This is a genomic window from Bacteroides congonensis, assembly GCF_900130125.1.
Taxonomy (GTDB): domain Bacteria; phylum Bacteroidota; class Bacteroidia; order Bacteroidales; family Bacteroidaceae; genus Bacteroides; species Bacteroides congonensis.
Genome location: NZ_FQXY01000010.1, coordinates 850,292 through 875,656, shown reverse-complemented (window position 1 = coordinate 875,656; position 25,365 = coordinate 850,292). Strand labels below are relative to the sequence as shown.

The window sequence follows — 25,365 nt, the reverse complement described above, 5'->3', positions numbered from 1 at the left end:
AATGCGGCAATCTTTCAACTTTCTTTCCCTTTCTTTGTTCTTTCTGCTGAAATATGCTACTTTTGTATTATCCTCATAGATATAAGGATTAAAGAAAGGAACAAATCATGGAAGAAGTAAAAAGAATCCCTTATGGAGTTTCCAACTTTGTGGAAGTGATGGAGCAGAACCAATATTACGTGGATAAAACGATGTATCTGCCTTTGTTGGAAGAGCAACCCAGTAATTTGTTCTTTATCCGTCCCCGCCGCTTCGGCAAGAGCATCTTTCTGAGTATGCTCCGGGCTTATTATGACATCGCTCAAAGAGAAAAGTTCGATAAACGCTTCGGCAATCTATGGATAGGCAGTCGCCCTACACGGCTGCAAGGGACTTTCCAGATACTCTTTCTTGACTTTTCCCGTGCCAGCGGCGGTAGTGGTACGTTGGCCGAGAACTTCGACCGTTATTGCTGTATGGTCATGGATTTGTTCGGTATGTCCTACGAATCTTATTATTTTCCGGGATTTGCTCAGGAGATGAAAGCACAGCCCGATTTTGTAAGTAAACTGAATTATCTGAATCTTCATGCGGCTGAAACCGGAGCGCATCTTTATCTTATCATTGATGAATATGATAACTTCACCAATGTGGTGTTGAATGAGCAGGGCAAGGAAGTCTATCATGCGCTGACCCATGCCAGCGGCTTTTACCGTGAAATCTTCAAGAAGTTCAAAGGTATGTTTGAGCGCATCTTTATGACCGGTGTCAGCCCCGTGACGTTGGACGACTTGACTAGCGGATTTAATATCGGTTGGAATATCAGTACCAAGCACCAGTTTAATATGATGCTGGGATTCAGTGAAACGGATGTGCGTGAGATGCTCCAATACTATAAGGATGCCGGACAGTTGCCGGGCAATGTGGATATAAGTGCGATGATAGAGGAAATGCGTCCGTGGTATGACAATTATTGTTTTGCCGAAGAAAGTCTGGAACGTGACCCGAAGATGTTCAATTGTGACATGGTGCTCTATTATTTGCGTAACTATATGGATTTGGGCAAATCACCCAAAGAGATGATAGACCCCAACACCCGTACTGACTACAACAAGATGAAGAAACTCATCCGTTTGGACAAATTGGACGGTAACCGCAAAGGCGTGTTGCGCAAAATCACCGAAGAGGGGCAGATTATCACCACATTGACGACTACCTTTCCCGCTATTGATATCACCAAGCCGGAAATTTTTCCCAGTCTGCTCTTTTATTACGGTATGCTTACCATCACTGCTACTCGGGGCAACTATTTGGTGTTGAGTATTCCCAATAATAACGTGCGTAAGCAGTATTACGAATTTCTGTTGGAAGAATATCAGGATAACCGGCATATCAATCTGAATGACCTTGGCTTGATGTATTATGAAATGGCTTACGAAGGTCATTGGCGTGAAACGATGGAGTTTATTGCTCATGCCTACAAGGAAAACTCTTCCGTGCGAAGCTCCATCGAAGGCGAGCGCAACTTGCAAGGCTTCTTTACTGCCTACTTGAGTACAAATGCCTATTACCTGATAGCTCCGGAAGTAGAATTGAACCACGGTTATTGTGACCTGTTTCTTATGCCCGACCTGATGCGCTATGACGTGAAGCACAGCTATATCATCGAACTGAAATACCTCTCCGCCAAGGATTCCGAAGCGAAAGCCGAAGTCCAATGGCAAGAAGCTGTAGAGCAAATAAAAGGTTATGCCGTTGGTGCTAAGGTGCGTCAGATGGTGCACGGCACCGAGTTGCATTGTATTGTGATGCAGTTTCGCGGATGGGAACTGGAACGGGTGGAGGAAGTCATGCAGAAATAAGCTCAATTTATACTGTCATTTCTTATTTTAGGCAAAATATATCTGTAATTCCCTTATTTCAACAAAGAGTTGTCTGATTGCCAGACTTTGTATGATAAACTAATTTATGCGCTAAATCTATATATTTAGCTTGGTAGGCATATATACTCACCATGTGGGCTTATGGTTGCTTACCTGTGGACTGAAACATTTTAGACAGAAGAACATAAGAACAAAAGATAAAACAGTTATGTGTAATTATTATTGTAATAAAATAAGTATTAAAGATGACTCAACCTATTAAAATGGGTAAACAAATTTCTTAAACATTCCAAACGAAGAGTATGATTCTGTAATATATTGATATATAAATAGTTATCTTTCCTCTTTTTCCCTTTAAAACCAACGACCTGTTGCACACCGAGAAACAAAGTGTTCGACACCGAGAAACACATCGTTTCTCGGTGTCGAACAAATCGATAGATAAGGCTCGGAGTATAGAATAAACAAATCGTCCGTCTTTTTCTATTTTATGGATTATCCCATAGATATATATGCGTCAATATATATTCCCATAATTACCCTATTGCATCTGAAATGTAATATTATAGAGTATGGTACCGATTTAAACTAATTTTTTGAAAAACAATCATTCCCCCGATGAAACGGTTTGATTTGGTGAAAAGTGAATATTTAATGGCTATTTTTAAAATACCTCTTTTTAAAAGCTATCCTACCTTTGCGACAAGAATGTTAGACGGGAAAGCTATCCCGGTTCTTCATTCTTAAATCCGATGTCTGCGAGATTTATTTTGTTAGCTAATAGAAATATGAATCTTTATTATTAAATGTAGTATTATGAAAAAAAAGAAGCTTATGAAGAAACAAAGCTGCTTTGTTGTTCTTATGATGATGCTCCTGTTATTTCCTTCGGGAGCGTTTGCACAGCAACAAATGATTAAAGGACAAGTGGTGGATGATAAGGGGGAAACCATTATTGGAGCTACGGTCATGGTAAAAGGGGCGAAAGAAGGTACGTTGACCGATATTGACGGTAACTTTTCTGTCAAAGGTAAAGTCGGTAATACCTTAGCTATCTCTTATGTGGGTTATTCTCCACTCGAAGTAAAGGTTACAAAGCTCGAAGGTAACCGTTTCGTACTTAAGGAAGATTCTAAACTTCTTGATGAAGTTGTCGTAATGGGTATGGACAAACAGAAACGTAGCACCATTACGGCTGCTGTTTCAACTGTAAAATCTGATGCAATTGTCAACCGCCCTGTAACTGATCTGACAAGTGCTCTACAAGGTAATGTTGCAGGATTGAACTTTGATACAGATACCATGTCTGGTGGTGTTGGTGGTGAGTTAGGTGCTGAAATTAAATTCAATATTCGTGGTACAGGTTCCATAAATGGAGGTTCACCTTATATATTGGTGGATGGAGTGGAACAAAGTCTTCAAAATGTAAACCCTAATGACATTGAAACTATCACTGTCTTGAAAGATGCTTCTGCAGCAGCCGTATACGGGGCTCGTGCTGCATACGGTGTAGTAGTTGTAACCACCAAAAGTGGTCGGTCAGAAAAGGCACAAGTCACTTATCGTGGAACGGTCGGTTTTAGCTCACCTATTAATATGCCGACAATGATGAACTCTATTGAGTATGCTAATTACTTAAACGAGTGGTCGCTCAATGGAGAGAACAAGATAACAATTTCTGATGCTCTTATTAAAAAGATGGAAGGATTTATGAAGAATCCTTATTCGGCAGAGTTTCCGGGCGTTGAACCAAATCCGAATGGTACAGATTGGGCTGCATCCCGGGATGCGGTATATGCAAATACAGACTGGTTTGATTTCTATTTTAAAAAGACTGCTATCCGTCATACGCACAATCTAAGCGTATCTGGAGGAACAGATAAGATTAACTATTATGTGGGATTAGGATACACTTATGATGAAGGTTTCCTCGACCAAGTTGACGACAACCAAAGTAAATATTATGTGAATACTAAACTACAGGTTAAACCTAATAAGTTGATGAAGTTTAATTTTAATAATAATATTACATTAAACATTATTAAACGTCCGATGCCCAATCAGCTTATTTTGTACGCAAACGTTGGAAAATCGATTCCGAATGCTCCGACTCATTATCCGATTGACTCCAAATATAATGATGCTACGGAGTTCAAAAATCTTAAAGAGTCACATTATGTACAGAATCGTATCTCTGATGCCATGACTTTTTCTGCTACTATCACTCCGATAGAGAGATGGGAAATATTAGGAGAAATGAAAGTTCGTTTTGATGTCGAAGATAACAACTTTAAACGTGGATTCCCTACTACGGAAAAACCTGATGGAACCTTGGTAATAGCAAGGGAGTGACACAGGGTTATATGTATCCGGGAATGAATTATCAAAATTCTAAATGGGGATCATATACTCGCGGAAATGCATTCAATTATTATCTTTCTCCTAACATATCATCCAATTATACTTATGAATGGCGCGGGCATACCTTTAAGGCTTTGGCGGGTTTCCAGATGGAATTACAAGAAAATTCGAGCGGCTATACTTATAAAGATGGTATTTTATCTGACAATATTTATTCATTTGCCAGTGCCAATGGTGTATTATATGCGGGGACGATCGTACACACTGGGCTACGATGGGTATGTATGCTAAATTGAACTGGAACTATCTGGAAAAATATTTTCTTGAATTTAGTGGACGTTATGACGGTTCTTCCCGTTTTGCACCAGACAACCGTTGGGGATTCTTTCCTTCTTTTTCAGCCGGTTATAATATAGCTAATGAAGACTATTTTAAATCATGGAATCTTCCAATTTCTCAATTGAAAGTACGTGTTTCTTACGGACGTTTAGGAAATCAGAATGGCGCTGGGCTGTATGACTATCTTGGATATATGGATTTGGTGGCCAGTCCGGCCGATGCATGGTTGCTACCAGGAGTCAGTGTTACTCCTGCCAAAGGAATAATTGCAGGCACTCCCAAAATGACTAGTCCTTACATCACCTGGGAGAAATCGGAAAATGCTAATCTTGGTATCGATTTGTCAATGTTGGACGATCGTCTTAATGTTACGGCAGATATTTATCAGCGTACCACAAAGGATATGATAGGCCCTGCTGAAACTATACCGGCAATTGGAGGTATTAATAAAGATAAAAGTGCGAAGATAAATAATGCCACGTTGCGTAATCGTGGTTGGGAATTAACTGTCAACTGGCAAGATGAATTTAAATGTGGCCTTAGCTATGGTATAGGATTTAATATATCCAACTATAAAGCGGTGGTTACGAAATATAATAATCCGGAAGGGATCATTACAAATAATCATACCGGTTTGCCACAGAATAGAGGTTTTTATGAAGGAATGGATTTAGGTGAAATCTGGGGTTATCAGGCCGACGACCTATTTATGAGTAATCGAGAAGTGGATGAATATCTTAAAACGGTAGATTTAAGTTATTTCAAACCTGATAATGCGTGGCAACGTGGCGATGTGAAATTCATTGATTCAAATGGTGATGGCAAAGTTGATCCGGGATCGGGTACATTGGCAGATCATGGCGACTTGAAGAAAATTGGTAATGTTGCTCCTAAATATTCTTTTGGTATAAACTTGAGTGTTGGTTACAAAGGATTTGGAGTTTCCGCTCTTTTCCAGGGAGTAGGTAAAAGAGATTTTGCAGTTGCAGGCTCCCAATATCTTTTTAGTGATAACTGCTACTTTAAAGAACATTTGGATCATTTTAGCCCTGATCATCCTAGCGGCTACTTACCACGCCTGACAAGTAATAAGGTGGACAATCAAGTTAACTCGGGTTATAATACTACACGCTATTTGTTGAATGCGGCTTATATGCGTCATAAGAACCTGACAGTTTCTTATGACTTTAAACCCCAAGTGGTGAAATTTATCGGTTTAAGCGGATTGAGAGTGTATTTCACTTGCGATAACTTGTTTACAATTACGAAATTGCCGAATCAATTTGATCCTGAAACAATTAATCAGGTGAACTGGATAGTAGGAGGTAGTAGTGATGCAGCTCCTGTACTTACTTCGCCTTTGACTGCAAATGGTAATGGTAGGGTTTATCCGATGAACCGGAACTTTGTATTTGGAATTGATGTCACATTTTAATTAAAGAGGAACTATTATGAATAAGAAAATATTTATCCTGGCTACTTTTATGGGGCTGGTATTGTCATCCTGTTCTGATTTTCTGGATCGGTTGCCATTGACTCAACCCGATAATACAAGCTTTCTAGTGGGGCGGGAACAGGCAGAAAATTATATAAATGGTCTATATCGTTCATTACCGGTACCAGCTAAGTTTGGTATAAGTATAAGAGGTGAAGAAGTAAATAGTGATAACATTTTGGCAGAAAATTACGATAAACGTCCGAATGGTGAAAACAATCTGTTTAGTGGTGCAGATGAATGGAAAAAGGGCTATGAAAATCTGCGTAATGTAAACTACTTTTTTAAGTATTATAAAGTACCTGGTACAGAGGAAAACGATGAAGTTCTTTCTCTTAGAGGTGAAGCGTACTTTTTTCGTGCATATTGGTATTTCTTTTTACTGACGCGTTTCGGAGATATACCCATTATGGATGATTTTTGGGATGGGAATGCAACACTCGCAGGCCTACAGATTCCCGCTACTAAACGTTCTGATGTGGCACGGTTTATATTGAATGATTTGAAGACTGCTATTGGTGAACTTCCTGAAGAAAGAGCAAACCTGTTTTCTCGCAGTAAATATTCGGGACTGCGTGTCAATAAGGAAGCAGCTACACTTTTAGCTATGAGAGTGGCCCTTTATGAAGGTTCTTGGGAGAAATATCATAGTGGGACAAAGTTTGCAACAGAAGATAATTCTACAGAGTTCTATCAAGAAGTGTTGAATTGGGGGGATCAGCATCTCTTTCCGGCCAACTTGACATTGAATACAAAAGCAACTGACAAAGAAGCCAAAAATATAGAGGATGCTTTTGCACACTTATTTAATCAAAAAGATTATTCTACAGTACCCGAGGCGGTATTTTGGAAGAAATATTCTGATGCTGACGGTGTATATCATGTGATAGGACAATTATTGGCTGGTGGTGTTGTTGACAATGTGGGACCGTCAGGATTGTCCAAATCGCTTGTAGACAATTTCTTGAATACAGATGGTACGTTTATTGATCCGGCAGCGGAAAAATATAAGGACTTTAACAATATGTTTGAAGGTCGTGATGGAAGGCTTCTTGCTACGGTTATGCATGCAGGTTCTAAATTCCGTTCTTCGGCAGGTTCAAGTGCGAATAAGCCTATGAATGTCAGAGCTTATGATTCTACAGGTGCTGACGAGGAAGAAATAAAAAAGAAGAATGAAGATATTCGTCGTCCGAGTTTGACAAGTGCCAATCAGTATAAGAATGTTACAGGATTCCATATTAATTTGGGTATTGATACGACTTATGTGTCTGGTAATTGTGAGACTGGCATTATTTTGTTCCGATATGCTGAAGGATTACTTTGTTATGCAGAAGCTGCAGCAGAACTAAATAAATGTACTGATGATGTGTTGACTAAAACGTTGAAGCCATTACGCGAAAGAGCAGGGGTAGAATATAAAACACCCGTGGCGGATCCTAATTTCTCATTTAAGGGACTTACTCCTTTGCTGCAAGAGATTCGTCGTGAAAGACGTTCGGAATTATCGCTTCAAGGTTTTCGTCTGGATGATTTGATGCGTTGGGCGGAAGCCGGCATATTGAAAGGAGCGGATGGACGTGGCAGAGGAGCTTATCTGGGAGAAGACGGGGTTCTGTATAAAAGTTTCCCACCCAAAGAAGTCACTGAATCATTGTTGCCGATAGTGGTAGATCGTGATAAATGGATGGATCCGTTGCAGCAAATTCTACCGAATGGATATTTATTCGATTTGAACCGTGATTACTTATTACCGATACCGCCGGATGAGTTGCAGATGAATCATAAGATTTATCAGAATCCGGGTTGGGAGAATGTTAGCGAATAATTGTCTTATTTTTAATAAACCAAATTGTTATGATAAAAAGAATATTATATAGATTTCTGCCTGTTTGCCTGCTAATAATAGGTTTTGTAGGTTGTAAAGACGATGATGCGGAATTAGCACTGCCCAAAACTGTACCTTTGAAAGTGGAAGCGAATGCTACTAGCTTTGTAATGGGAGAGAAGATGGTACTTACTGTAAAAGTGTTTGACGCAAAAAATCCGGAACTGGTTTCCAATGAGGACTTTGACGTTTATTTGACCGCTAAGGATGGTGAGAAGGATGTATCAAAAACACTTTTTAAGTCTTTCCCTTCGATGGTAACTTTCCCAAAAGGAGAAAAGTCGATGGATATAGAATTGCCAATTATTGATAATGGTCTTGAGCCTAAAGCGAAATTGTACGTGAATGTGATATCTTTTGTGCGTGGGTATACAATGACAGATCCTACTGTGCCTATTGTCGTTTCCGACCACCACTATACTGTAGTATCGTTGAAAAACAATTCGGATAATGCGATTAATGAAGGTGAAACATTTACTGTTCAAGCACAGGCTCCTGTTGCAGTGACGAGTGATATGGATATTAATATAACCATACCGGAGGATCAGAAGAGGTTTTATGAGTCTCCACTTCCTATTAAGTTAACACTGAAAGCTGGAGCAAAGTCGGGAGAGGTGACGTTTAAGACCATACATAATCCTGAATTGACTCAGGATGAAAAGTTAACTCTTAATTTCTCAACTGATGAAGATGTCCTCTATCCATTGGATAATGAGAAAATAGAAGTAACAATGAAAGAGGTTGATGCAATGAAGAGTAAGCTTCTTGACGAGCGTTGGGTATACGAACATCCGGCAATTCCATTTGCTTCAAGCGATAATTATAAAGCAAAAGTTGATGAGTTATATGGATTGCAATCTGTAAAAATGCAGGAGATGAATGAACATCCAAATGCTGATTTAGCTGCTGCTGGTTGGAAATTCTATAATGCATGGGAATTTCATGGTATTTCTGTTTCTCCGCCTATGTGGAGTGATAATAATACATGGAATAATAAAGTTCCTCAATTCTTGGCAGCTCGTAATACTGTGATTGCACAAAATAATGCAGCTGTTATCAACACGCAATTCTCGAATATAACAGATGAAGGATATTTGAGAATGATTCAGATGAAGGTTCCGTCAACAGCTACTGCTCCGGCAAGCGGAGTAAGAGATTATGGTACTGCAGCTTTCTATGCATGTGGAACCGGATCGGCATGGGCATCAAATAACCAATTGATTTTGGAAGGTTGTAGAATGGAGATTCGCGCTCGTTTCCGTGGTGAAAGAAATGGTTTTAATTTGGGGATGTGGTTGATTTCAGATGAGGCTGGAACTCAACAGTACTATTCGGAAATTGATATTCTTGAGAATCCTGTTGGCTCTGCTGCAGGAAATAAAGCACACCAAACGTTCCACGGTAAACCTGCTGGTGCAACTGAAAAGAGTAGCAAAACAGCCAATAGAGAGATAGAAATGGGTGATTGGAATATTTATTGGTTAGAATGGCGTTCTGGTGAGGAACTTGCAATGGGTATTAATGGTGAGGAAACTGTTTGTTTGAAAAAAAGTGAATGGAAAGATGAAGATTGGACGTTCACAAATGAAAAGAATCCAAAGGGACTGAAATTCATTCTTACTATGGGGGCACCTAGTCCATGGGCACTTGGCGAAAGTAATGGAACAACAACTAACGGTGTATGGACTGCTAATCCGGGTTGGGATACCGGCTTCGCTAATTTCACTAATTATGACCAAGACCGTGATAATCCTGCTATTCCCCGTATGGAAATTGATTGGATTCGTACTTATATTAATAAGACATCTAAATCAGAATATGAAGGTGGAAGGACTAGGAATGGTAATAAGTACTATTAATCTTAACCTCTCCTAATTAAATTTTCGCAAGTGCCTTATTCAGTCTTCAATAAAAAGGGGCAAAAGAGGCACTTGCGAATTTTTTTAATAACCCACTGACTATCAAACCATGACGAAATACATCTTAATCATTTGTATGCTGTTTGCATCCATGTCAGGTGCATGCGCGGACAACTTGACATCGCCCCCTATTTCAATAGTTCCCCATCCTGTACAGGTAGTGCCGGGCGAGGGTAACTTCACCTTCTCCGCCTGAACCTTGTTTTCGGTAGAGAACCACGAGCAGGCTGTCATCGTCCGCAACTTTATAAACTTATTGAAGAGAAGCTCGGGGATCACCCCACAGTTGGCAATAGGTAGAAGTGAGAAGAGTCATGTCCGTTTCGCGACTGACTCTTCTTTAAAAAGCGAAGCCTACCAGTTGGAGATTACTCCGGAGCAGATACAAGTAAAGGCATCGGATATCAAAGGTTTCTTCTATGCATTGCAGACCATCCGCTTGCTGTTGCCGTCGGCTGTCGAAGGCAACCATCGGGCTGAGAATATCCAATGGAGCATTCCCGCAGTAACCATTCAGGACGAGCCGCGCTTCGGCTATCGGGCATTGATGCTGGATGCCGCCCGCTTCTTCATTCCCAAAGAGAACGTGATGCGTATCATCGACTGCATGGGCATGCTCAAAATCAACACGCTTCATTTCCATCTCACGGATGATAACGGCTGGCGGATAGAAATCAAGAAATATCCCCGCCTGACGGAAGTAGGCGCATGGCGAGTGAACCGCATGGACGTTCCTTTCTATTTTCGCCGCAACGCCGAACCGGGAGAACCCACCCCTATCGGCGGATTCTATACGCAGGAAGACATCAAGGAAATGGTGGCATACGCCGCCGAACGCCAGATAGAGATTATCCCCGAAATAGACGTGCCCGCCCATAGCAACACCGCACTGGCTGCCTATCCGCAACTGGCTTGTCCCGTAGTGAACAGCTACATTGGAGTCATTCCCGGCTTGGGCGGAGGAAATTCGGGAGTGATTTACTGTGCCGGAAACGATAGTTCCTATATATTCCTGCAAGATGTTCTGGACGAAGTGATGGCAATCTTCCCCTCGCGATATATTCATCTGGGAGGAGATGAGGCACAGAAAATTCATTGGAAGAAATGCCCGCTTTGCCAACAGCGCATGAAGAAAGAGCATCTTGCCAACGAAGAAGACCTGCAAGGTTATTTCATGAAACGGATGAGCGACTATGTACGCAGCAAAGGACGCGAAGTGATAGGCTGGGACGAACTGACAAACAGCAGTTTCCTGCCGGAAGGCGTCATTATCCAAGGTTGGCGCGGGCTCGGCACGGCTGCCATGAAAGCGGCGGAAAAAGGACACCGGTTCATCATGACACCTGCCCGCATCATGTACCTCATCCGCTATCAAGGCCCGCAATGGTTCGAACCCCAGACTTATTTCGGCAACAACACGCTGAAAGACATCTACGATTACGAACCTGTGCAAGCGGACTGGAAACCGGAATATGCTTCCTTGCTCATGGGCGTACAGGCATCCTTATGGACGGAGTTCTGCAACAAACCGGAAGATGTGGACTATCTGCTCTTTCCCCGTCTGGCCGCCCTTGCGGAAGTGGCATGGACGCAGTCCGGGAGCAAAGGCTGGACTTCATTCCTGAAAGGACTGGATACCTATAATGAACATCTTACAGCCAAAGGCATCGTCTACGCCCGTTCGATGTACAATATCCAGCATACGGTCACTCCAAACGACGGGATGCTCGAAGTGAAACTGGAATGTATCCGCCCCGACGTGGAGATACATTATACGACGGACGGAAGCGAGCCTACGGCAACTTCACCGCTTTACGAAAAAATAGTGCCTGTAAGAGAGCCGCTTACACTGAAAAGTGCTACTTTTGCACAAGGCAGGCAGATGGGAAAAACATTGATACTCCCTGTCCGGTGGAATCCGGCTACCGCCAAACCTGTACTGGGAGACAGTCCGGCTGTAAAGCTCCTGACGAACGGGATACGCGGAAGCTTGAAATATTCGGATTCCGAATGGTGCTCATGGACGGACAATGATTCTGTCTCATTCACGATTGACCTGCTGAAGCCGGCAGTGCTGAACACGCTGACGTTGGGGTGCATCACGAACAATGGGATGGCTATCCATAAGCCGGCATCCGTGAAAGTGGAAGTTTCGGATGACAACTCCGGTTTCCGCGAAGCCGCCGTGCGGAGCTTCACGCCCGAAGAGATTTTCCGTGAAGGGAACTTCATAGAAAACTTGCCGTTGAAGCTGGGAGGTACACAAGCGCGTTATGTACGTGTGACAGCCAAAGGCCCGGGAGTTTGTCCGGCATCTCATGTACGGCCGGGACAGGCGTCGAGAATCCTTTTTGACGAAGTGATACTGGAATAGGGCAAAGGGTGCAGGCATGAATAAAGTGACATTGGATGAAACGATAATCAAGTTTATATAAAAGTTATACTTATGAAGAACAAATTACCGGAAAACAATTCCACCCGTCTTGCCTCATTGGATATTCTGAGAGGTTTCGATCTATTTCTCCTGGTCTTTTTTCAACCTGTACTCGGAGCGTTGGCACGGCAGATGAATATGCCGTTTCTCGACAGCATAATTTATCAGTTTGACCATGAGGTTTGGGAGGGATTCCGTTTCTGGGATTTGGTGATGCCGCTTTTCCTCTTTATGACAGGAGCTTCCATGCCGTTCTCACTATCGAAGTATATAGGGACTACGGGAAGTTATTGGCTTGTGTACCGGAGAATCCTGAAGCGTGTCCTTCTCCTGTTTATCTTCGGAATGATTGTTCAGGGAAACCTGCTCGGTCTGGACGCCATGCATCTTTATTTGTATTCCAATACGTTGCAGTCTATTGCTGTCGGTTATCTTATTGCTGCGGTTATCCAGTTGCACTTCCCGTTCAAGTGGCAGGTAGGGATAACGTTGCTGCTCCTTCTCGTCTACTGGATTCCGATGACGTTTCTGGGAGATTTCACATCGGCGGGGGACTTTGCGGAACAAGTGGACAGATGCGTTTTAGGATGTTTCCGTGACGGTGTGTTCTGGAATGAGGACGGAACCTGGAGCTTCTCGCCATCCTACAACTATACATGGATATGGAGCAGCCTGACATTCGGAGTGACCGTTATGCTCGGAGCGTTTGCCGGAAAGATAATGAAAGAGGGCAAGGCAAACCGGAAAAGGGTGGTGCAGACATTGCTGTTTGTCGGACTTGTTCTTGTCGGTCTGGCATTGCTGTGGAGTTTGCAGATGCCTGTTATCAAACGTATCTGGACAGGCAGCATGACCCTGCTTTCCGGCGGCTATTGCTTTCTGCTGATGGCCTTGTTCTATTACTGGATTGATTATAAAGGACATACCCGGGGATTGAACTGGCTGAAAGTGTATGGTATGAATTCCATTACGGCGTATCTGCTGGGCGAGGTCGTGAATTTCCGTTGCGTTGCCGCTTCGGTCAGTTACGGGCTCGAACAATATCTGGGTGGTTATTACTCCGTATGGCTTACCTTCGCCAATTATCTGATTGTCTTTCTTCTGTTGAGAGTGATGTATAAGCGCGGATTATTTTTAAAGGTCTGAGATGACTTGACGACTTAAATTAAAAGAATATCATGATTAAACAAATATGTTTTCTTATGATGCTGTTGGGGGGATATTTTGTTTCCACCCTGGCGGCTGATAAGGAAAAAGTCTATGTCACCCGTACGGAAAGTATGGTGACGATTGGTAACGGGTTTCTCTCCCGTGAGTTTTCATTGGCGGACGGCAAAGTCCGTACACGGGCGATTGAGAATAAACGTACGGGAAATGAAGCGACCCGCATTCTTCCCGAAACTGCTTCCGAAGAGTTTGTCATCCGTACGCTAAGTGCGGATTCACTGGTTTCGGATATTTATTCTTCCGCTCTTTCATTGCAGGAAATACAGGTCGCGGATGAAGGGAAGGGCGGCAAGAAGCTGGTTTTCCATTATAAGGGCTTCCGCCATCAGGAGGTGGACTGGCAGGTGAACATGGTTCTCACACTGGAGGAAGGAAAGCACTATATGAGGAAATATCTGGAAATCACCGTCCCCGATTCGCAACGTCATCTGGCATGTCTGGATTATATTGATTTCGAGCCGATGAACCTTCCCGCCGGATATGCCGTCTGGACGCATCCGGTGATGGAACAGGGAGTGGGCGGTGTCAGCGGATATTACATATCTTTGGGGCAACCGGTGTACATACAGGGCATGTTCTTCGGACTTGAATTTCCGGCTTCGGAGACGGAGATTGACGGCAACCGGAAAGTACGTATCCGCTATTATTCGGGAAAGAGCTTTGAGATGCTTGCTTCGGAAGCCCGTCTGGCGGACAGCGGGACGTTTACCACTTGGAAAGAAGTGACCGGTGCCACCCGTAGTACGGATATGGATGTCATTCAGACGGACTTTTTCAGTTATATCCATGATATTTCCGTTCCGGTAGACTTCCGTATCCAGTATAACTCGTGGTATGACTTTATGCTCGACATCAACGAGAACAATATCCTCGGCTCTTTCCGTGAAGTGGAACGCGGACTGACGCAGAACGGCGTTCGTCCGATTGACTCTTACGTAGTGGACGACGGTTGGAATGCCTACGGCCCGTGGCAGGAAGAGAACAAGGCTAAATTCTGGTCGTTCAACAGCAAATTCCCGAACGAACTGTACACGCCTTCGGGTTTGTCACACCGCCTGTCCTCTAATTTCGGATTGTGGCTGGGGCCCCGCGGAGGTTATAATTACTATATCAAGTTCGCCCGGTTTCTGGAAGAAAACGGGAATGGAAAGCTCAACCGCAACTCAAGTGATATTTGTACCAACCATAAGGTGTACTGCGAGAAACTGAAAACGTTCTTTCTGGACTGCCAGCAACGGTTTGATGTGAATTACTGGAAACTGGACGGTTTTCTGGTTCGTCCGCCGCAACCCGATCCGCAGGGGAATTATATCTCCGGCGGTTATCAGGGAATGTATTATGTCACCGAGCATTGGGAACGCTGGATTGATATTTTTCAGGCGATGCGCAACGAGCGCGGGGCGAAAAGGAATGATTTATGGATTAACCTGACGTGTTATGTCAACCCCAGCCCGTGGTTCCTGCAATGGGGAAACTCCGTGTGGATGCAGAACTCGCAGGACATCGGGCGGCTGAACGTAAAACGCCCGTCACAGCTCGACCTGCTTTTGTCTTACAGGGACGACCGTTATTTCGATTTTGTGAAAACACGCGCGTTCCAGTTCCCTTTGGCGCATCTTTATAACCACGACCCGATTTATGGCAATACCGCCAATCTCGCCGGAAAGATGGATGATGATGAATTCCGCACTTACCTGATGATGATGGCTACCCGCGGCAGTGCTTTCTGGGAACTCTATTACAGCTATGACATGATGAACGAGGGACAGAAATGGGTGATAAATGCCGATGTACTACATTGGATTAACGACAACTATGAGACTCTGAAACATGCCAGACTGATAGGGCGGACTCCCGCGAAAGGAACTCCTTACGGCTATTCGGCATGGTCGGGACAGGAAGGGATTATTTCTGTCCGCAACCCGTCCGATGAAGTGAAAGAGTTTACCTTCCCGCTCGACCGCACTATCGGAATGCCCGAAGGATTGAAAGGATTGCATCGTACCTCTGTGTGGGCGTACCGGACGAATGAACAGAAGGCAGAGGACACGGAGAATCATTTGTTTGACTATGGCGGGCAAATCTCCCTTAGTTTGCAGCCGGGTGAAGTGCGGATTTGGAAATTCAGTACCGTGCCTGATAAGGAAGCCCCTGCTCTGCGGATAGTGAAGACCACCTCTCCGACTTCCCTGACGGTCGAGCTTAATGAACCTGTGATGCTGAAAGACGGAATATTCTCTGTTTCGGAAAATGAGGTAACCGCTGCTTCGCTTTCTGCGGACAGGCGTGTCGTGACATTGGCATTGGCTCATGAGATGAAAAAAGGGGATAAATATCGCCTGAATATCTCAGGAGTGAAAGATGATGCAGGAAATACGGAAGCATTATGCACCTTTTTCCTTTATTTTGAGGATCAGGAGATACCTGTTCTGACGGGAATCAGCGGTAGAGGGGATTTCAATCTGTCCTTTCGTTTGAAAACCAATAAGAAGGCCGTTTCCTTGCTACGCCAGGGAAAGGATATTTTGGTGGATTTGGATGCGGACGGAAGGCTTGTATTCGTGGTAAAAGGATTGAAAGTCGTATCCGGGCAACCTGTAAATAGCGGCAAGGAATTGGTCGTTTCTCTATGTCGGGAGAAGAATGGTATGTTGAAAATCTATTTGAATGGTGACCTGGAACAGTCTGTCTATGATGCAGCCATCGTGAATCCGGATATTAAGGCGGTTCCGGTTATTGCGAATGCTTCTTTGGAGAGTGGTACTCTTATCCGGTTGAAGATAATAAACCGTGCTCTTGATTATAAGGAGAACAAGGATAATGCACTGAAATAAATAATAGAATAAATGATGATAATATCCTGTTTGTAGGAGATATAGATGCTGCGTGTTGGATCTATATGTCCAACACGCAGGTCATATATGCCGTACACATTGGAACTATATGCCCGATACGCACGGTATATATGGCTTGCAAGTTGCTGATAAACAGCACTATTTTACCAGGCTCTTCGCCCTTTCCAACGCTACATTGATATTCGGACAAATATTATCTTTACCCAATAGCTCATAAAAACCGGATTTCTCCAGTACTTGGTGTACCTTGTCGTTTACTCCGGAAAGGATGACAGTCGTCTTTTCTTTCTGTGACATTTCACAAAGTACGGTCAAGTTATGAATACCTGTGGAGTCAATAAACGGAACTTTCCGCATACGGATGATACGTACCTTCGGACGGTCACCCAGTTGCGCCATGGTTTCTTCAAACTTGGTAGCGATACCGAAGAAATAAGGGCCGTTGATTTCGTACACCTCTACCCCTTTAGGGACAATGAGATTTTCTTCGTGTACGGCAATGTCTGATTCCTTGTTCGGGTCAATCTCGTCGGTAATCACCGAAATCTCGGTAGTTTCCATTACACGTTTCATAAAGAGCACGCAGGCAATGACTAATCCTACTTCGATGGCAACGGTCAAATCGAAGATAACCGTAAGGAAGAAAGTGATAAGCAGGACGGTGACGTCTGATTTCGGGTTTTTCAATAAAGCCTTGAATACACGCCAGCCACTCATATTATAGGATACAATGACTAGTACCCCGGCAAGACATGCCATCGGGATATATTGTGCCAACGGCATCAGGAAAAGCAGAATCAGAAGCAGTACGATTGCATGGATGATTCCGGCTATCGGTGTCTTACCACCGTTGTTGATGTTCGTCATGGTGCGGGCGATAGCTCCGGTAGCAGGGATACCGCCGAACAAGGGAGCTACGATATTTGCCGCGCCTTGTGCAATAAGTTCCGTGTTGGAGTCGTGACGGTCGCCAATCACACCATCGGCTACGGTAGCGGACAGTAATGATTCGATAGCGCCCAACACGGCAATAGTGATAGCCACCGGAAACAATTCCCTGATAGCTTCCCAGTCCAAAGCAGGCACGACAGCATCGGGCAGTTCGGATTTAATCGTAAAACGGTCGCCTATCGTCTGGATGCAGTCGATTCCACCGAAAGTTTTTATCAGATAAACGGCAGCGGTGACAACGACAATCGCTATCAGTGAACCAGGAATTTTCTTTGAAAACTTCGGGGTAATGGCGATGATAATAATGCTGACAATACTTACAATGGTGTTCCACCAGTTGATGGTGTCGAAATGACGGAAATAAATCATCCACTTCCCGACAAAATCTCCCGGAACTTTCTCGTCTCCGAAAGACAAGCCGAAGATATCAGCAATCTGGGTAGTGAAAATGGTGACGGCGATACCGCTGGTAAATCCGACAATAATAGGATAAGGGATGAACTTGATGACTGCCCCGAGTTTGAATACTCCTAATAGTACAAGAAGCACGCCTGCCATAAGCGTTGCTACAATCAGTCCGGCTTCGCCATACTGCTGTATGATGCCGTAGATGATGACGATGAACGCTCCGGTCGGCCCGCCGATCTGGACTTTGCTACCCCCCATCAGGGAGATGATAAATCCGGCAATGATAGCGGTGATAATACCTTTCTCGGGTGATACCCCCGAAGCGATACCGAAAGCGATAGCCAATGGAAGTGCCACGATACCTACGATGATACCGGCCATCAGATCCGCCATAAACGTTTCTTTCGAATAATTCTTTAGACAAGAAACCAGTTTGGGTTTAAATTCAAATAGCTTCATTTTTATAAGTTGTTATACGTGTTATCCGTCTTTTTTGCAAAGTAGAGGTTGCAAAATTATATAAAATAATCGAAATAAGTATGTTATCCAGCATATTATTTGTCTGTTGATAGATTTCATCAATGATCCGATAGTTTTTATTCATAAAGAAAAGGTGGTTTATTGTGAACAATTCGCTTATATTTGCGTTGTAAATAGTACGACAAGTTACGTTTGGTATCACCAATTTTAAAAATATATATAGATTATGGCTAAGAGCATTAAAGGAACTCAGACAGAGAAGAATCTGCTGACTTCATTCGCAGGAGAATCACAGGCAAGAATGCGTTACACTTATTTCGCAAGTGTGGCTAAAAAAGAAGGTTACGAACAAATTTCCGCCATTTTCACTGAAACGGCCGATCAGGAAAAAGAACATGCAAAACGTATGTTCAAGTTCCTCGAAGGCGGTATGGTAGAAATTACTGCAAGCTATCCCGCTGGTGTAATCGGCACTACACTCGAAAATCTTCGCGCTGCCGCAGCAGGTGAACATGAAGAATGGTCACTGGATTATCCTCATTTCGCAGATGTGGCAGAACAGGAAGGTTTCCCGATGATCGCCGCTATGTACCGCAATATCTCCATCGCTGAAAAAGGCCACGAAGAAAGATATCTGGCTTTCGTGAACAACATCGAAAATATGACTGTATTCGCTAAGGAAGGCGAAGTGGTATGGCAATGCCGTAATTGCGGTTATATTGAAATCGGTAAGGAAGCTCCTGAAGTTTGTCCGGCATGTCTGCATCCGCAAGCATACTTCGAGGTGAAGAAAGAAAACTATTAATCCACGTCCACGGATTAATCAGATAAAGAAAATGCCGCTTGCAATCATTTGCAGGCGGCATTTCCTTTTTTATTTCTTTGCGTGCGGATAATCAATCGTATAATGCAATCCGCGGCTTTCCTTGCGTTCCATTGCCTGACGCATAATCAGATAGCCTACATTGACCATATTACGCAATTCGCAGATTTCTTTGGAAGCGACACTGCGTTTGAACAGGCTTTCAGTCTCTTCGTAGATAATATCCAGTCTGTCCCAGGCACGTTTCAGACGGAGGTCGCTGCGGACAATACCCACATAGCTACTCATAATCTGATTTACTTCCTTCATACTCTGTGTAATAAGTATCATTTCTTCCGGAGAACGAGTCCCTTCGTCATTCCATTCGGGAATATCTTCGTTGTAGGTATATTGTTCAATGGTTTCCAGACAGTGCTTGGCGGCGGCATCGGCATAGACCACTGCTTCAATCAATGAGTTCGAAGCCAGGCGGTTACCACCGTGCAGTCCGGTGCAGGAGCACTCTCCTACTGCGTAAAGGCGTTCGATGGACGACTGTCCGTTCAGGTCTACGAGGATACCGCCACAGAGATAGTGGGCAGCCGGAGCTACCGGGATATATTCTTTGGTGATGTCAATACCCAGACTTAGGCATTTCTCGTAGATATTCGGGAAATGTTTCTTTGTTTCTTCCGCGTCTTTGTGGGTAACGTCCAGATAAACATGGTCGTCTCCACGATTCTTCATCTCATTGTCGATGGCACGTGCTACGATGTCACGCGGAGCGAGTGAAAGACGCGGGTCGTATTTCTGCATGAACTCCTTGCCGTCCATGGTGCGGAGTACGCCGCCGTAACCGCGCATCGCTTCCGTTATCAGGAAAGAAGGGCGGTCGCCCGGGTGATACAGTGCGGTAGGGTGGAACTGGACAAACTCCATATCCTTCACCGTACCTTTGGCACGGTAGACCATGGCGATACCGTCTCCCGTAGCTACTAACGGATTGGTAGTCGTCTGATAGACAGCCCCTACTCCGCCGGTGGCCATCAGAGTCACTTTAGCGAGATAGGTATCTACCTTTCCGGTTTTCGGGTCGAGGATATAAGCACCATAACATTTGATGTCCGGTGTCTGACGGGTAACGGTTACCCCCAGATGATGTTGTGTAAGGATTTCAACGGCAAACTGGTTTTCAATCACCGTGATATTGGGATGCCGTTGTACGGCTTTAATCAGGCTGTCCTGGATTTCCGCTCCCGTATTGTCTTTGTGATGAAGGATGCGGAACTCGGAGTGTCCCCCTTCGCGGTGCAGGTCAAATTCGCCTTTCTCATTCTTGTCGAAGTCTACGCCCCACTTAATCAGTTCTTCAATCTGTGCGGGAGCTTCGCGCACTACCTTTTCCACTGCGGCACGGTCACTGATCCAGTCTCCGGCAATCATCGTGTCTTCAATGTGTTTGTCGAAATTGTCTACCAGCAGGTTGGTGACGGACGCCACTCCCCCTTGTGCGAAGTACGTATTGGCCTCTTCCAGCCCGCTTTTACAGATAAGAGCAACTTTACCTTTGTGCGCCACTTTCAGCGCAAAACTCATACCGGCAATTCCAGAGCCGATGACGAGGAAATCGAATTTTCTTACCATAGTTTTGTTATTTCTCACCGCAAAGCTACAAAATAAGTTACTTCGTTGTACTTTTCGTTGTCACTAATTCATAAAATTGCTACCTTGCAGGCAAAAATCTGACAAAATGAATCGAATTTTCCATGCCCGTATTGCCTGGTACCAGTATTTCCTGCTGGTGGTGCTTACCGTGAATGTCGCCGGCGCCCTGTGGTGTAAATATATCTTGCCGGCAGTATTGCTGATACTTATGCTGATTATTGTAATCGAACAGATTATCCATACGGTCTATACGATTACTCCCGATGGAATTCTGGAAATATCCACCGGACGCTTTATCCGTAAGAAAGTAATTCCTGTTTCCGGGATTACTGCTATAAAAAAGTGCCATTCCATGAAGTTCGGCCGCTTCTCGGTGACCGAATATGTGTTGATAGAATACGGAAAAGGTAAATTTGTCTCTGTGATGCCTGTCAAAGAACGGGAATTTGTCGGACTGCTCGAAAAGAGAATCAAGGCAATACCCCTCGAAGAGAACAAATAACAACGAAAATACTAACTGATTACATACTATGAAACATCAAGTAATTATTATTGGCGGCGGCCCTGCAGGATATACAGCCGCCGAAACTGCCGGCAAAGCCGGTTTGAGCGTATTGCTTATCGAGAAAAACAATTTGGGTGGCGTATGCCTGAACGAAGGGTGTATTCCGACAAAGACATTGCTGTACTCGGCGAAAACTTATGATAGCGCCAGACATGCATCGAAATATGCCGTGAATATATCCGAAGTCTCCTTTGACTTATCTAAGATTATAGCCCGCAAAAGTAAAGTAGTGCGCAAACTGGTATTGGGAGTAAAAGCGAAACTGACTTCCAACAATGTCGTGATCGTGTCGGGAGAAGCGCAAATCATAGATAAAAATACAGTCCGCTGCGGTGAAGAAACTTATGAAGGCGAAAACCTGATACTCTGCACCGGTTCGGAAACCTTTATTCCCCCTATTCCGGGAGTAGAGACGGTGAATTACTGGACACACCGGGATGCGTTGGATAATAAGGAACTGCCTGCCTCTCTGGCGATTGTCGGTGGTGGAGTGATAGGGATGGAATTCGCTTCTTTCTTCAATAGTTTGGGAGTGCAGGTGACGGTAATCGAAATGCTGGATGAGATTCTGGGTGGAATGGATAAGGAACTTTCAGCCCTGTTGCGTGCGGATTATGCCAAACGGGGTATTAGATTCCTGCTTGGTACGAAAGTTGTCGGCCTGTCGCAAACGGAAGAGGGGGTTGTCGTCTCTTATGAGAATGCGGAAGGAAGTGGCAGTGTTGTTGCGGAGAAGTTGCTGATGAGTGTCGGCCGTCGTCCGGTAACGAAAGGTTTCGGACTCGAAAACCTGAATTTGGAAAAGACAGAGCGTGGCACTATCAAAGTGAACGGGAAAATGCAGACTTCCATCCCCAATGTCTACGTTTGCGGTGACCTGACAGGTTTCTCCCTATTGGCTCATACAGCCGTCCGCGAAGCGGAAGTTGCCGTACATTCTATTCTCGGAAAGGAAGACGCAATGAGCTATCGTGCCATTCCGGGCGTTGTCTATACCAATCCGGAGATTGCGGGAGTGGGCGAAACGGAAGAGTCGGCCTCAGCAAAAGGTATTGATTATAAGGTGATAAAGCTCCCGATGGCTTATTCCGGCCGTTTTGTGGCGGAGAATGAGGGAGTGAATGGAGTCTGCAAGGTTTTGCTGGACGAACAGGAACGGGTGATTGGTGCACATGTGTTGGGCAATCCGGCTTCGGAGATAATAACCCTTGCAGGAACTGCCATTGAACTGGGATTGACGGCGACGCAATGGAAGAAGATTGTTTTCCCTCATCCTACGGTGGGTGAGATATTCCGAGAAGCGTTATAGGAACAGGATGACTGAACTGTTGTTTCTGAAAATGGGATTTTTACTAAACGGAGGCGCAGTGAGCGATGGCGCAGTTGTCTGAAACATAATTTTAATTGATTTTTAGATATGGGAAAGGACTGCTTCGAATAATGAGGCAGTCCTTTCAGTTTTATATAAGGAAATGATATTTTCTTATCAAGTAACTTATTCCTTTTTCATTTCAATCCTCTTTCCATCCGCCTGTACGGCATAGAATTTAGTTGTTCCGTCAATAACAACTGTTGAAGGAATTGAGTAAGAAAGGAAGTTGAAGAAATATAGCAGTTCTCCGTTTTCATTATCTTTCCGTATTTCGAATGCTACGGCTTGTGTACCATTATTTACAGTAATATTGTTTCCCGACAGGCTATAAGTCGGAGTGCCTGTAATCTTCACGTTGTCTTTGAATTGTGAATAATGTCCGACATCGCCTACTTGATAACTCTCAATGCCGACATCACCGTTCTTGCGGTCTTCCAGGTAACAGATAGGCGGTACTTTCTTAGGGAAGGTTGCCATATACTCTTTAGTTTGGTTTATCAATGGTTGGCTAACCATATACATAGTTTTCCCATATTGTTCATATTCTGGAATAAAGACCTCTCTGAAGAATCCCCACCTTTCAAAAAACTCCGTCATATCCATATTGGCCACTGTGCAAACCGCTTTGGCATATTGCATTTGTGCAGTTCCGGGGGCAGTGGCAGCAAGAGGATTGGCACGTAAATATTTGAAAAGTTTAGGGAAGAAATCCGGCATATTACCTAGACGGTGGAAATAGTTCCATAGTTGCCACTGCATGCGCATATGAAGTTCAGTATCTTCATTCTGGTGAGTTGCAGTCCCTAATAATGCCCAAGGTTGCTTCTGAAGATAAGACTCTGCCAGTTTGCTTATTTCCAATCCGCGTGAACAGTACTTGCCGAGCTTGTACAATACATAATTGGAAAATATATTATTACTTGACTCCGTGCAGCTTGGCCAGTTGATAGCACCTTGGTGAATATGCCCTATCTCATGAGCAGGGCCCCAAACGTTATCTTTTTTATCCATAACATTCTCTTTCAGTAGAATATCCCCCAATTTTGTATATACAAAAGCTATACGGTCTTCCGAGGCCCACATATAAGCTCCTTCGGGTGAGATAGCAAATATATGATTATTGAAGAAGTTGGGACGTACATCTTCGATTCCCATGAGTTCCTGTTCCCAGCCGATAATATCGTTCCAGAGGTGGATAGCTGATAATATTTTATTTTTCACTACTTCCTGCAGTTTCTCACGATGGAAGTAGAGGATAATCTTATCTCCGCGTATCCCGAAATATTTGTCGGTTGCCTTGGAGAGCAGTTCTGCGTATTTCATGTCCGTTTTATGTTCTGCGAGGTCGAAAAAGCCGGAGACTTTTCCACTGCCTATCGGGATATGTATTTTGATAGGTTCGGGGTGAGAAGTAAGGTCACAGTTATACATGACAAACAGTTGCCCCCTGTTTTTCATCTTTAGTTTGTTGATTCCGGACTTGAGGATATAATAATCTCCCGAAGCGGCAGTCTGCGGATATTCATGATCTTCTAGAAAGCTGGTTTTCTCTTCTCCTATACATTGTATAGAAATGTCGTGTCCGTGAGTGTCTCCGACAAGGACAACTACTTCATCATCCTTTTCCACTGCGATTCCCGTCAGGTTGTCAAGGTTGCTGTAACGTTTGGTCATCAGTTTTTCCGCCCATTTGGCAGGTTCGCTGTACGCTTCGTATTCACGAATCCGGAAATCTTTTTCCCATTCACTGTACGCATTATGTTGTATGGCACGGGCAAGGTCGATAAAGAAGTTATCTCCCAATGCCTGAATATCCTGTTCGGTGACGCCTTCTTTCACTTCCGTGCAGGTGATGTCCTTGAATACTTTCAGCAATTTGTCCTCTTGCGTGTTGTTGGTATTTCCCTGGAAAAAATGCATCTCATCGCAGCTTGCAAAACCACCTCTACCGTTATGGACAACGAATTTGACAGCCGTCGCCTTTATTGCTTCATTGAAAGTCACTTTTGAAGGATTGTTTTGCTCTTTGAAGTCGTAACTTCCTTGCAGAGTATAATCACTTTCTTGGGGATTATTGGTGATAGCAGTGTAAATGTCTACTTTCCCGAAGTTTCCGTTTCCACTGCGGGTATAGTAGATGAGATAGTTGATTGGTTCGTCTTCTGTGAAAAAGTACTCTAGTATGACAGGAAATTTAGTATTTCCTGTTCCAAAAGGACTGTGGTAATTGGAAGATTCTTCATAGCTTGTTCCAGTGGTAAATTTGCCATCCATGGATTTATCAATGTCGTATCCCGGTTGGTATTGGTTGGCTTTCCCGCTGGCAGGATGTATCTGTATGTCTCCTTCCACTGTGATGTCATACAGTCCGAACTGGCGTACTGTAATTACATAATCTTGAACGGAAGAAGTTACCTTTATCTGTGCGGTACGTGCTTCATCGGCGGTATTTTCTTCTATGTTGATACTGATGAATGGTTCACCGGTAACCAAAGCCTTTTCGGCTTTCAACCATTTTTCTGTCGATTCTACCTGCCACTTTGATTCAGTGAGTGTGGTGTTGACAGGGATTTCAATCGTATTGACGCCTTTATCCACGACTTTTTCTATATCTTCGGCAGCAATTTCAAAAATGGAGAATGTTTTTTCTTCGTTGTCTTTACAGGACATTAGCAGACAGGCGGTAATGAAGCCGAATATGATGGGCAATATAATTTGTTTTGTTTTCATAATTGTTGGATT

At 43.9% G+C, this 25,365-nt stretch carries 11 protein-coding genes and 2 pseudogenes; 10 read left to right on the top strand and 3 right to left on the bottom strand.

Annotation, left to right across the window (positions count from 1 at the left end; translation table 11 throughout):
• Window positions 1-107 precede the first annotated feature (107 nt).
• The 7 genes and pseudogenes from BQ7997_RS14765 to BQ7997_RS14735 all read left to right on the top strand — a co-directional run bounded on the left by BQ7997_RS14765 (window position 108) and on the right by BQ7997_RS14735 (window position 16,359).
• A complete protein-coding gene (locus tag BQ7997_RS14765) occupies window positions 108-1,841 on the top strand; it encodes an ATP-binding protein (RefSeq protein ID WP_073347040.1) in 1,734 nt (577 codons plus the stop codon).
• Between the two features lie 837 nt (window positions 1,842-2,678).
• Window positions 2,679-5,997: pseudogene (locus BQ7997_RS14760) on the top strand (SusC/RagA family TonB-linked outer membrane protein).
• Between the two features lie 16 nt (window positions 5,998-6,013).
• A complete protein-coding gene (locus BQ7997_RS14755) occupies window positions 6,014-7,885 on the top strand; it encodes a RagB/SusD family nutrient uptake outer membrane protein (protein WP_073347039.1) in 1,872 nt (623 codons plus the stop codon).
• A gap of 29 nt (window positions 7,886-7,914) precedes the next feature.
• Complete coding sequence (locus BQ7997_RS14750; RefSeq protein ID WP_073347038.1) at window positions 7,915-9,804, top strand: DUF5006 domain-containing protein; 1,890 nt, start codon at window positions 7,915-7,917, stop codon at window positions 9,802-9,804.
• Window positions 9,805-9,913: 109 nt separating this feature from the next.
• A pseudogene (locus BQ7997_RS14745) lies at window positions 9,914-12,238 on the top strand (glycoside hydrolase family 20 protein).
• Window positions 12,239-12,310: 72 nt separating this feature from the next.
• Window positions 12,311-13,444, top strand: a complete 1,134-nt coding sequence (locus tag BQ7997_RS14740) for an acyltransferase family protein (protein WP_073347037.1) — start codon at window positions 12,311-12,313, stop codon at window positions 13,442-13,444.
• Window positions 13,445-13,476: 32 nt separating this feature from the next.
• Complete coding sequence (locus BQ7997_RS14735) at window positions 13,477-16,359, top strand: alpha-amylase family protein (RefSeq protein ID WP_073347036.1); 2,883 nt, start codon at window positions 13,477-13,479, stop codon at window positions 16,357-16,359.
• 159 nt (window positions 16,360-16,518) lie between these two features.
• Here the strand turns inward: BQ7997_RS14735 and BQ7997_RS14730 are convergent, their stop codons facing one another.
• Complete coding sequence (locus BQ7997_RS14730) at window positions 16,519-18,198, bottom strand: SulP family inorganic anion transporter (RefSeq protein WP_073347035.1); 1,680 nt, start codon at window positions 18,196-18,198, stop codon at window positions 16,519-16,521.
• Between the two features lie 247 nt (window positions 18,199-18,445).
• On the opposite strand from BQ7997_RS14730, the gene rbr reads away from it, so the two are divergent.
• On the top strand, window positions 18,446-19,024 hold the full coding sequence (gene rbr, locus BQ7997_RS14725; RefSeq protein WP_022138411.1) for a rubrerythrin: 579 nt from the start codon (window positions 18,446-18,448) through the stop codon (window positions 19,022-19,024).
• A gap of 69 nt (window positions 19,025-19,093) precedes the next feature.
• Here the strand turns inward: rbr and nadB are convergent, their stop codons facing one another.
• Complete coding sequence (nadB, locus tag BQ7997_RS14720; protein WP_073347034.1) at window positions 19,094-20,665, bottom strand: L-aspartate oxidase; 1,572 nt, start codon at window positions 20,663-20,665, stop codon at window positions 19,094-19,096.
• A 106-nt stretch (window positions 20,666-20,771) separates the two neighbouring features.
• Here nadB and BQ7997_RS14715 point away from each other — a divergent pair, with 106 nt between their 5' ends.
• Together BQ7997_RS14715 and lpdA are read left to right on the top strand one after the other, a co-directional pair.
• Complete coding sequence (locus tag BQ7997_RS14715) at window positions 20,772-21,188, top strand: PH domain-containing protein (RefSeq protein WP_022138409.1); 417 nt, start codon at window positions 20,772-20,774, stop codon at window positions 21,186-21,188.
• Window positions 21,189-21,216: 28 nt separating this feature from the next.
• Complete coding sequence (lpdA, locus tag BQ7997_RS14710; protein WP_073347033.1) at window positions 21,217-22,560, top strand: dihydrolipoyl dehydrogenase; 1,344 nt, start codon at window positions 21,217-21,219, stop codon at window positions 22,558-22,560.
• Window positions 22,561-22,746: 186 nt separating this feature from the next.
• On the opposite strand, the gene BQ7997_RS14705 is transcribed toward lpdA, so the two are convergent.
• Window positions 22,747-25,353, bottom strand: coding sequence for a M60 family metallopeptidase (locus BQ7997_RS14705; protein WP_073347032.1), 2,607 nt, complete (start codon window positions 25,351-25,353; stop codon window positions 22,747-22,749).
• Window positions 25,354-25,365 lie beyond the last annotated feature (12 nt).